General features: G+C 57.9%; 7 protein-coding genes. 5 read left to right on the forward strand and 2 right to left on the reverse strand.

The genetic code is table 11. The annotated features are described in order from the left end of the window. The first annotated feature begins 102 nt into the window (after nt 1-102). The 5 genes from ACDC66_RS07875 to ACDC66_RS07895 all read left to right on the forward strand — a co-directional run bounded on the left by ACDC66_RS07875 (nt 103) and on the right by ACDC66_RS07895 (nt 8,397). Nucleotides 103-1,284, forward strand: coding sequence for a DNA methyltransferase (locus tag ACDC66_RS07875; protein WP_376696154.1), 1,182 nt, complete (start codon nt 103-105; stop codon nt 1,282-1,284). Beyond that, on the forward strand, nt 1,284-3,884 hold the full coding sequence (locus ACDC66_RS07880) for a DEAD/DEAH box helicase (RefSeq protein ID WP_376696155.1): 2,601 nt from the start codon (nt 1,284-1,286) through the stop codon (nt 3,882-3,884). The genes ACDC66_RS07875 and ACDC66_RS07880 overlap by 1 nt, the downstream gene beginning before the upstream one ends. Nucleotides 3,885-4,057: 173 nt before the next feature. After that, nucleotides 4,058-4,966 carry a hypothetical protein gene (locus ACDC66_RS07885; RefSeq protein WP_376696156.1) on the forward strand — a complete coding sequence of 303 codons (909 nt, stop codon included), beginning with the start codon at nt 4,058-4,060 and terminating at the stop codon, nt 4,964-4,966. 191 nt (nt 4,967-5,157) lie between these two features. Beyond that, nucleotides 5,158-5,514 carry a hypothetical protein gene (locus ACDC66_RS07890; protein ID WP_376696157.1) on the forward strand — a complete coding sequence of 119 codons (357 nt, stop codon included), beginning with the start codon at nt 5,158-5,160 and terminating at the stop codon, nt 5,512-5,514. 564 nt (nt 5,515-6,078) lie between these two features. Continuing rightward, nucleotides 6,079-8,397 carry a winged helix-turn-helix domain-containing protein gene (locus ACDC66_RS07895; protein WP_376696158.1) on the forward strand — a complete coding sequence of 773 codons (2,319 nt, stop codon included), beginning with the start codon at nt 6,079-6,081 and terminating at the stop codon, nt 8,395-8,397. 86 nt (nt 8,398-8,483) lie between these two features. Here the strand turns inward: ACDC66_RS07895 and ACDC66_RS07900 are convergent, their stop codons facing one another. Both ACDC66_RS07900 and ACDC66_RS07905 read right to left on the reverse strand, forming a co-directional pair. After that, nucleotides 8,484-9,593, reverse strand: a complete 1,110-nt coding sequence (locus ACDC66_RS07900) for a hypothetical protein (protein WP_376696159.1) — start codon at nt 9,591-9,593, stop codon at nt 8,484-8,486. 785 nt (nt 9,594-10,378) lie between these two features. Beyond that, the gene (locus tag ACDC66_RS07905) at nt 10,379-11,230 is read right to left on the reverse strand and encodes a hypothetical protein (protein ID WP_376696160.1); all 852 of its coding nucleotides are present in this window, start codon (nt 11,228-11,230) and stop codon (nt 10,379-10,381) included. Nucleotides 11,231-11,251 lie beyond the last annotated feature (21 nt).

The raw sequence follows: 11,251 nt of genomic DNA on the forward strand, positions 1-11,251 counted from the left end.
ACAGCCAGGACCATGATCTTCCTGCTGGCAGGGAAGCTCGACTTCCGCAGTATCAATCCGCATGTGTATGCTTAACCCACTGGGAATTCAACAGAGCCACAAATGTTTTATCCAGTATGGATAGACCCAGACAACGATTCACTAGTCTATGCCGGAAAATGGATACCCCTTAATGAAGAGCCAGATTTGGAAGCTAAAGACGGCAATCTCATCGCTGTTTGGCCCATTCGCAAAGATTTATCCCTTGGGCGCTGGGGGATTTCTTCCGATACATTGAATAACCTCATTGAAAATGGTTATGCCAAACTAGGAAGGTTTGACCGAAAGCGCTCAACATGGGGAATTAGCTATCTAAGCGAGCAAGTACGTGAAGATATTGACAAGGGGCTGCTTCGCGTACTGGAGCGAGATTCTCGAACAGGCGTAGCCGATGTCGCGTACATAAACCCTTCTTCAAAACGAACCAAAACAACCTGGCATCGTTCAAGCCACGATGCTGGTGCTCATGGAACAGATCTATTAAAGGGATTCATCCCTGGCCGACAATTTCCGAAACCAAAATCTCTTTATGCTGTAGAAGACACTTTACGCATAGCTGTGGGAAACAAACCCAACGCCATCATCCTCGATTTCTTCTCCGGTTCTGGCACCACCTGCCATGCGGTGATGCGCCTGAACAAACAGGATGGCGGCCGCCGCCAGTGCATCAGCGTGACTAACAACGAAGTCTCGGCCGACGAGCAGAAGGCGCTGCGTAAGAAAGGACTGCGGCCCGGCGATCCCGACTGGGAAGCCCTGGGCATTTGCGACTACGTCACCAAGCCGCGCATCGAAGCGGCGATTACGGGCAAAACCCCGGAAGGCAAGCCGATCAAGGGCGATTATAAGTTTACCGATGAATTCCCCATCGCCGACGGCTTCGAGGAGAACGTGGAATTCTTCACCCTGACCTATGAGGCGCCGCGCCCGGTGGCGCATCATCGGTCCTTCGAAGCCATCGCGCCGCTATTGTGGCTGCGGGCCGGTGCGCAGGGCCGGCGCATCGACAAACCCCTGGAGGGATTCGACGTTGCCGAGACCTACGGCGTGCTGTTCGACCTGGATACGGCCGAGGATTACCTGTCGGGTCTGAATGCAGCGCCATCTGTGCGCATGGCGTTTATCGTCACCGACGATGACCGCGGCTTTGCCGCCGTCTGCCGCGACCTGCCGGCGGAAGTCGAGGCGGTGCGGCTGTATGCCTCGTATCTGACCAACTTCACCATCAACACGGGTCGCGACTGATGCGCTACACGCTCAAGGACTACCAGGAAGACGCGGTTGCCGACGTGCTGGCCAATCTGCGCGATGCCCGGGAGGCCTGGCATAGTGACCGACCGCGACCGTCGGCATTCTCCCTGACAGCAACCACCGGCGCGGGCAAGACGGTAATGGCGGCCGTGGCCATCGAAGCCCTGTTCGATGGCCACCCGGATTACGACTTCGAGGCCGACCCCGGCGCGGTGGTGTTGTGGTTTACCGATGACCCGTCATTGAACGAGCAGACCCGCTTCAAGCTGATGGAAGCGGCCGACAAGATTTCTCATTCCCGGCTGGTGGTGATTGAAAACAGCTTCAACCAGGAAAAGCTGGAGCCGGGCAAGGTGTATTTTCTGAACCGGCAGAAACTGTCGAAAAACGCGATGCTGGTGCGTGGCGCGCCGGACGCGGACCCGGACGATACACAACAGAGTCTGCAATACCTGCCGCCGCCGGATAACCGCGCGCAGACCATGTGGGACATCCTGCGCAACACCATCGAAGACCCGACTCTGACCCTGTACTTGGTTCTGGATGAAGCCCACCGGGGCATGAAACGCCAGACAAAGAAGGATACGGAAGAGAAATCCACCATCGTGCAGCGCCTGGTCAACGGCGCCAATGGCGTACCCCCGGTGCCGGTGGTTTGGGGCATATCCGCCACGGTCGAGCGCTTCGACGAGGCGATGGAGAAAAGTGCGGGCCGGGTGAAATACCCGAACGTGGTGGTGGACCCGGCGCGGGTGCAGGAATCGGGCCTGCTCAAAGACGATATCCGGCTCGATTTTCCGGCCGAGGCCGGGGTGTTCGATACCTCGCTTTTGAGGCGGGCGACACGATTGCTGAAAGAGTCCACTGACCTGTGGCGGCAATACACCGAAGCGCAGGACGAGGAGGCGGTAACGCCGCTGATGGTCGTGCAGATGCCGAACAAGCCCAGCGAAGACGACCTGCGAAACGTGTTCGAGTCGATTTACGATGAGTGGCCCGAGCTGGAAGCCGACGCGGTGGCCAATGTCTTTGGCGAGCACGCGGATATCGAAGTCGGCAGTTACACCGCTCGCTACATCTACCCGCAAATGGTGCAGGACCAGGCCCACATCCGCGTGCTGCTGGCCAAGGACGCGATTTCCACCGGCTGGGACTGCCCGCGCGCCGAGGTGTTCGTGTCTTTCCGCAATGCGAAGGACGTCACCTACATCACCCAGCTTCTCGGCCGCATGGTGCGCACCCCGCTGGCGCGGCGCATTCCCGGCAATGATCTGCTCAATTCCGTCGTCTGCGTGCTACCGAAATTCGACGAGAACACGGCCACGGAAGTAGCCCGCGCCATGACCGGCGACAGCCGGCATGACAATCTGGGCTCGGGCGGGGGAGAAGGCCGGCGCGTGCTGACCGCGCCGGTGGACATGACCGTCAATCCGGCCATTTCTGACGCAGTGTGGGACGCCTTCGATGCACTGCCCTCGCACACCCTGCCGCGCAAGGCGGCCAAGGCGGTGTCGCGGCTGACTTCGCTGGCCCAGGCGCTGTCCCGAGACGGCTTGCGAAAGGGCGCGCTGGCCGAGGCTTACGGCGAGTTGTGCAAGGAACTGGACGCCTTGTGCAAGCGCTATCCGGAAAAGCTCAAGGCGGCTGAAAAGAATGTCCAGGAAATATCCGGCATTACCCGCACGGTGGGCGTTGGCGACGGCGCCGTGGCCGATGAGCAAACCTTTACCGAAGCCGCCGATGACCGGGCGATTGCTGCCGACTACGCCGTGGCCGGCCGGCTGCTGGGCCGGGAGCTGGCCAAACGCTACGCCGATCATCTTGCCGACCCCGATGATGACGACACGCTGCTGGACGCGCATATCACCGTGGCCGCCATCGGCAAGATGGAAACCCTGGGAACGGCACCGGTGGTCGAACGCCTTGAACGGGAAGCCGACAAGCTGGCGCGCAAGTGGTTTGATAAATATCGCGTGGCGATCAAGGATCTGAGCGACGAGCGCCGGGCAGTGTACGCCGACATCAAGGGCATGTCCCCCGATCCGCAACGGGTCGAACCCCAGCGCCCGCACATCCGCGCCGAGAACACGCAGGACGAGAAAGGCAATGCGCTGGCCACGCGCCCGCTGCATCTGATGTCCGATGAGAATGGTCAATTCCCCGTGGCCAGCCTCAACCAATGGGAAATCAACGTACTGGATGCCGAACTGGGGCGTGACGACTGTCTGGCCTGGTACCGGAACCCCTCACGCGCCTCCGACGACGCGCTGGCCGTGGCCTGGCGGGACGAGGCGGGCAATTGGCGGCGCATGTGCCCGGATTTCCTGTTCTTCCACGGAAACGAAAACGACGTGAAAGTCTCCATCGTCGACCCGCACGGCCACCACCTGGGTGATTCCCTGGGCAAGCTACGCGGCCTGGCCGCTTTCGCGGAAGAGTATGGCCAGTCCTTTCACCGCATCGAGGCGGTGGCGAAACTGGACGATGACACGCTGCGGGTGCTCGATCTTCAGGATGAGACCGTACGCGATGCCGTGAAATCGGCCGCGGATGCCAAATCGCTGTACCACGGGCATGCCGCGACAGACTACTGAAGCTTAATGAAAATTCGCGAAACAAAACCAGGACCAAAAAGGAGGACACCTACCATAAAACCGTTGCTAGATCTGGGTAGAGCCTTATTTTTGTCTCGTGCCCCTTGGAAATCGCAGAGTCAGGCTTTATACTTTTTCGCAAACGTTGGCTTAAATTTCAGAAAGGGGGCTCCATGAAAATTGTTCGCTTCAGAACGGCTCTTCTGGCAGTATCCACTTGTCTCGTAGGGCTTTTGCCCGCTCACGCAACTGACAATCCTCTAATTGTTAATGCTCATGATAGTGTGCTCGAGTATCCATTAGAAGCAAAGATGATCGAGGATCTTGGTCTCGAGGTCGACTATGATAAAGCCATCCGAAGAGTAACCGACTATTCAACTCTTGACGAGTTTGACGCACGTTCAAAAAAAGACTCCTACATTTCGAACACGCGCAGACTCATTGAAAAGCTCGCCGGGTTCGCAAGCACCTTCGATGGCTTTGCAATTACTGGCAAATTAATGCTGAGCGAGTATAACTTCGACGAGCAACGTTTCTCAGTAACAAAATTTTATAAAAATGATGGGAATCGTTTGGTCTGGAATTTAGAGCGAGGCGAGCTTGATAGTCCAACCTACAGTTATCCACCCGGCGCGCGATTTGGTCCAGAAATCGACGGTAGCTTCCGAGATTTCCAAAGAACCATGCATTATCAGTTCGACTGGAATCCAACAGTTCTAGATTTTGATTTTTCTGTGGATCAGGAGGCGAAAGAATTCCTAGACAATTTCGGGCGCGAGCCGTATTTCGTTGTGCTGTCAACATTCGCTGAGGATGAGCTGCGACAAGGCGACAGTTGGGTAGCCTTTTTCTTTGAAGTCCAGTGCATGATTGTTTACGGGAATCGTCCTCACGTACGGACAGTAAGCGTTAACGGAAACAGCGTAACGCTATGCGAGGAGTATCAAGAGAGCGGACTTGCTTCAACGCGTTGGCAAGATCGTTTTGACGATTTAAGAGATGCTCACAAGGCTTACCGAAGCGAAGAATTCTCAATTGATGCATCGATTTTCGACTGGAAGTTTAGTCGTTGGATAGACTAAAAGAATGAAAAACCAGGACACCCACGATTTTCCGGCTGAATCAGCCTCGCGGTGGTCGGCAGGACATCGGAATCAGGGGGAAAACTAGGGCACCCACGGTTTTCCGGTTTTCCTACAAGCCGCTGCTCCGACCTCTCACAGTAAGCGGCTGCATTTGACCATTGCCAACTCGCGCGGCTACGCTCGTCCGCATGGGAATCCTCGACCTCGTCATAAAAGGCCTGATCTTGGCAGTGGCCGTGGCCATATTGCTGGTCCTGCTCCAGATTCAAGGTTGCGATATCTTCGATCGGACTGTTGGCCCAGCGACGATGGCTGAATTGAGTTCGGAGAGGCTTGATGGGGCAACCAAGCTGATTCTGGTCACTGAGGGGTGGGATATTCGAGATAAGGACTTGACTCACGCGAAAATTCAAGGGAAAGCAGGGCTGGCCGGAGTTCTTCTTCGCAGCTTCCACGGCTATGTTGGTGACGTAGAATTTCGGGATCGCAACGGCATTCCCGTTGCAGAAATTCAGGATGGCGACGTCAGGGTACTGATACCTTGATGCTAAGCTTGCTCTAGACCAAGAAACCAGGACACCCATGATTTCCCGCCTGAATCAGCCTCGGTGTGGTCGCCCGGCGATCAAAATCTGCTGAGGATGGAGTCGAAGTGGCCCTGATTTGGCGTTTCGAGCGGCCCGCCGGTGGTCTGAGGCCGAATTCACACACGGGCCGGCGCCCGGCTCATTCCGGCGAACCGGAGGTTCAGATCAGGAGAGCGTTACCAGGGGACTGGCTGTTCTCGTAGCTTCTTGAGCGCGTACTCGCCGGAAACACCTTTCATCCACGCATGACGGCATTCCGCACTCGCTTCTTGCGCGTGTCGCGCAAACCGCAACTGCTCCATTGCCTATGCTGCTGGCCCAGGTCGGTGGCCTTCAGCATCAAAGCCTCGGCCCGAGCCGATCGCCCGGTAGAAGCGGCTCGCGCAATGGTAGAGGCCGGTGTCTCGTCGCTGATCAGTTGGCTGCGTGGATAGGCCATGGGGAAAGGATGGCGTCACGCTGATCAAGGCGAAATCCCGAGAGTGCCGCGAACTCTTGTAGGACATTTCCTACAAATCGTGGGTGTCCCTGTCCCGTCCCTGTCCCGATTCGGGTTTCTACATTATCAACTTTCCGAACAGAAACCGGCAGATTGGATTCGGGTTGTGTGGTTCGGTCCTCAAGCTTGCTGATAGACTGTCGACAATGGGCAGCGTGGCAAGAATGGATTCCAGGCCTGATTTGAAAAGCAGTTTCCGGCTGGCCGAATGGCTGATTGAGCCCGCCCGAAGCCGCATCTCCGGCCCCCGGGGAGACGCCCATGTCTCACCCAAGAGCATGGAAGTACTGGTCTGCCTGGCTGATCATGCCGGCGAGGTGGTCAACAGGGATGATTTCAGCACCGCCGTGTGGGGCGAGGCCGTGGTCACCGACGCTTCGCTGACCAGTTGCATCTCCGAGCTGCGCCGCGCGCTCGGCGATTCGGCGGGCAGCCCTGAATACATCGAGACCATATCAAAGCGGGGTTATCGGCTGCTTGTCGCACCCAGCCCGGAAAGCGCGGACGAAGAATCAGTGGGCACCGGTCCTGATTCACCCCCGCCAGGGACGCCATTGGCGGCGCGTCAACGGGGCGGCAAGGGAGATCGCAGACGAGCTTCCACCTATCGGCCGGTGTTGCTGGCCGCCTTGCTTGTGGTCTCCGTCGCCCTGGCGCTCCGGTATTTCCCGCAGTCAGAATCCCCGGAATCCTCCGCGCCGCGGCTGGCTGTGCTTCCCTTCGAGAACCTGAGTCCTGATCCGGCTAACGCTTATTTTGCCGGCGGATTGCACGACGAATTGCTCACCCAGCTTTCAAAAATCGACGACCTCTCGCTCAGAGGCCGAACGTCGGTGATGAACTATGCGGGAACGACCAAATCGGTCCGGCAGATCGCCGAGGAACTGAATGCGGACACGCTGGTGGAGGGCAGTGTCCAGGCGGCCGACGGCCGGTTGCGCGTCAATGTTCAGTTGATCGATGCCGTCAGCGACGAGCATCTGTGGGCGGAGAGCTACGACCATACCGTCGACGACGTGTTCGCGATCCAGAGCGATATCGTCGAGCGGGTGGTCAACGCGGTGGGCGCTCAACTGAAAAGCGAGGATACCCGACAACTGGAGGAGGCGCCGACAAACAATCCGGCCGCTTACCGCTTCTATCTTCAGGGCCGGGAATATCTTAAACGCAGGGGGAGTCCGCGTCACACCCTGGAAGCTGCTCAGCAACTCTACGAGCGGGCCCTTGAGCTCGATCCGGAATTCGCCCTGGCTTACGCTGAACTGTCTATGGTGCACGCGCTCATGCACTGGTTGGGATACGACAGTTCGCCGGAGCGAATGGAACAGCAACGTGTTGCGATGGAGACGGCAATGCGACTCGCGCCCGATCTTCCGCAGGCTCGCCTGGCGATGGGGATGTGGCATTATTTCGGTCAACAGGATTGGCAGGCTGCCCGGGAGCAGTTTGAAATCGCGCAACGTGAACGGCCCGGCGACGTGGGCCTTATCCGGTGGATCGCCTACACCGACCGCCGACTTGGCAACTGGGACAAGGTTCTGGAGGCATACAAGCGGATTGCCGAACTGGATCCTCGCAATGCCGGCGCGATTTATGATCTTGGCGGCAGCACCTACGAGTTTACCGGTCGTTACCAGGAGGCGATGGACGCCTATGCCGAAGCACTGTCCCTTGCGCCGGACTTTCATGTTGTAGCTATCAACAAGGCATGGCTGCACGTTTACTTGCGACGTGACCTAAGCCAGGTACGCGAGACCATCGAGGCGCTTCCCGACGATGCCGACATCGGTGTTCGAGGAAGTCTGGCGACGGTCCGCGCCGAACTGCTGCAATGGGAGCGCGATGCGGATGGCCTGCTCGAGCTCATGGCTCGCACCCGGCCTAAAATCCTTAAAAACCAGAGGGTTTTCTACCCACCGTCACTATATGAGGCATGGGCATACCGGATGCGCGGCGATCAGCCATCGGCACGGGCATCTTTTGAAGCAGCGTTGTCCCAGCTCGACGACGAGCTTGAGAAGAGACCGGATGACTGGCGTGTGCGGGTATCCAGGGGATACGCGCTTGCCGGCCTGGGGCGTAACGAGGAAGCCGTGGCGGAAGCCGATTGGCTGGCGCAATTACCTTTTTATCGCAACGATGCCTATATTGGGCAGGTTCTCGGACTGATTCATGCCAGGGTCCTGGCTCAGGCTGGAGAAGCGGATCGGGCACTCGACGAGATCGAGCGATTGCTGGCAGGTCCCTCCAGGCTCAGCATCAATGAGCTCAGGCTCGATCCGTTCTGGGATCCGATTCGCGAGCAACCCCGGTTTGTCGCCCTGGTGAAAGAACGCGATTGAGATTGAGAACAGTCCGGCCGTCTCCGGCCGGACTGGGTACGTTTTTTCTCGATCGTTCGCGACCCGGAATAACCGGATTCATTCCATCACTCTGTCTGGTTGATGGTCCGCATCTGTTCCTCGTCGATGGCAAGATCCAGACCATCGCTAATGTAGACGAACCATATGTATCCGTTGGAGACATTGCTGACCTTAAACGAGTCGATCGGCTCTTCGGTCAGGAAGGTGGCTTCCTGGGCCTGTTGGTACAATGACCATCCATGCCGGGACAGAACAAAGTCGACCGATAGTTCGCGGTTGCTCGGCTCCTCGGCCGTGTAGATCGTCGAGAAGGTGTACCAGCCTGCCTCGGTTACCTCGAATGCGCCCACAAACAGGCCATCCTCGTTGCGCTCCACCGGCATAAAAAGGTAGCGGAAATTGGGAAATTCCTCGTCGAGCACCTGGAAGGAATCGGTATAGCCGAAGCCGCTGCCCTCGGGCCAGTCGGGATCAAGATGGATATGCACGGCGCTGACGTACCCGTCTTCAGGCAGGTGGTCGTTGAAAGGCCTGAAACTCGAGGCCGGGGCGGACCCGTCCGGGAAAAATTCACTGTAGAACTCGTTGCATTCACCGTGACGGATCACGGCATGAGCGTTGCTGGACAATGGGCGAACTTCGTCGACGTCGTCGATGCCGACACGCTCGATCTCTCCGCACCAGCCGGTGAACCCGGGATCGCTATTGTCCACCCAGCCGTCGTTACCCTGTGAAAAGTCCTGACGCCAGGCTTCGAACTCCGCCATGCAATGAGGCGGCAAATTGCCTCCAAGCCAACCGATCAGCCAGCACTCGTGGGTCAGATCGCGTACGAGCGGTTCATTCCCCCCGGAAGACGTGTCGTTCTTTAAAGACGGTTCAACATCAGATTGTGCGGATAGCGCGGCATTGCCAGCCAGCGCAAACGGGGCGCAGATCAGCAGCACCGCCAGGGTGCGGACTGAGTTCGTTGGGATATTCATGATTTCCTCCTGCCTTTGATTGGTGAGCTGCCGCGAATTCCAGTCTGTCTTTGTGCGGCTTGCTTCAGGTTGTGCTTGGATAGCGCAGAAGGCGTGGCGAAATTCTGAGAAATTCCTTATTTTTATCTTAGGAGAGGGTCTGGAACGTGCCGCCAGGGATTGAATTCGGGCACGGACTAGCGTCTGGCTCATTTCAGCTGCCTTAGTCCGGAGAACCTGCAGCTGGTTGTGGGGATTTGCCAAGGCCACGGTAATCGCAACGCTGAGCTGTAGAGGAATCTGGGGCCCCCACGATCTGTTCGGAACCCCCTACGTCTAGCCACGATGAAAAACGTGGCTGTCCTGATTTTCGCTCACGCACTTAGAGATGCTACGAGAACAGCCAGTCCCCTGGTAGCGCACTCATGACCTGAATTTCCGATTAACCGGAAGCCGGGCGCCAGCCCGTGCGCGAGTTCCTCCGCAGACGGCCGACCAACTGTCAAAAAAACCAGGACATATATGGACGCCTCCCTGTCGTCAAGGGAAATTCGCCTCCTGATTGTTGCTGCCACTGAACCGAATCAGAAAAGGTCTGCGGACATATATTCGGGCTCACTTTCAGCGCACTCCGGCGCCGGCCCTGGATGAGTTTCGAGATGCTCCGGGGCCTATACATCCATGTCCGGACGATCACCCAGCCGATCCGGGCCAGTTTGTTGGCCAGGGCGACCACGGCCTTGTTAAAGCCTCGCCGCGCGATCGGATCGACCCAGGTCGCCAGCGGTGGGCAGTTCCGACGGTGCCGGCAGATGGCCAGCGCATCGTGGGCATCGCTCTTGTGACTGTATCGCAAGATCAGTGTGGCGCATTCTTGACGCCGGTGCGAATGATGGAGGCGTCCATCTCATCACCCACGATTTTCCGGTCTGAATCAGCCTCTGCGTGATGGGCTGAGCCTGCATTCGCCCATGGGCTAACGCCAGGCACAACGAGCTCTACATTTCCTGGTTCTTGTCGGAGAACTCCTCGAAGAAGTCATTCGCATCCGCCAGGTAGTTGAAGCCGAAGATCCAGGTCGTCTCGGCGACATCTGAGAAATCGAGGCCGCCATCCTGAATGGCCTCGTTGAGGTATCGACCGTCTGCGCCGTTGTAGCGGTTTGCAACTTCGATCGCCGATGTCCAGATGGCGGTCAGCCGGGCATCGCCGATCTTTTCCCGCCAGTTGACAGGCGTCGCCGCACGGAAGCCCGGGCTACCGTTTCCAGTTCCGTTTCCGCTCGGAAGTTTCTGATAGGTCACGGATTCCTTCACGAAGGCCAGATCCCCCGGCGTGGTGACCTCTTCGTTCCAGTTGGCATGCTGGACAACGGTGACGCGGTCTTTCAAGGGGATTTCGGGAAGCTGTTTCTGGATCCTGCGAATAAGGGCGGCAGAGAAATCCGACTGTCCGCCGTCGGCAATCCAGATGGACCCGCCATCGTTCAGGGCCTTGATCGAAAGGTCGCTTACTTCACTAAGGGCGTTGCCGAAGTCTTTGTGCGCGTCGGACCAATGTTCGCCAAATGCCAGGTCAAAGACGCCTTCGGCCGGAACGTACTCGCCTTCCTGTAATCCATAGGTGCCCGCAACGGCATGGTATCGGACGCCGGAGAACCTTGAGTCCGCCAGCATCGTCGCGACTGCTGCGACCGAATGCACATCGTCCACATCCGTCTTGAGATCAAAGTGTGCGAGGTACAGGTCGCTGTCCGGGTGAAACGGGTCCAGTTGACCGGGGTCCGCGTTGACCTGAACGCTGTACGACAACAGAAAGGCGCTGATCAAGACGGTGAGTGCGAGCTTCATCCTTGGGTCCTTCGACGAGTG

It is taken from the genome of Wenzhouxiangella psychrophila (assembly GCF_042310375.1).
GTDB lineage: Bacteria > Pseudomonadota > Gammaproteobacteria > Xanthomonadales > Wenzhouxiangellaceae > Wenzhouxiangella.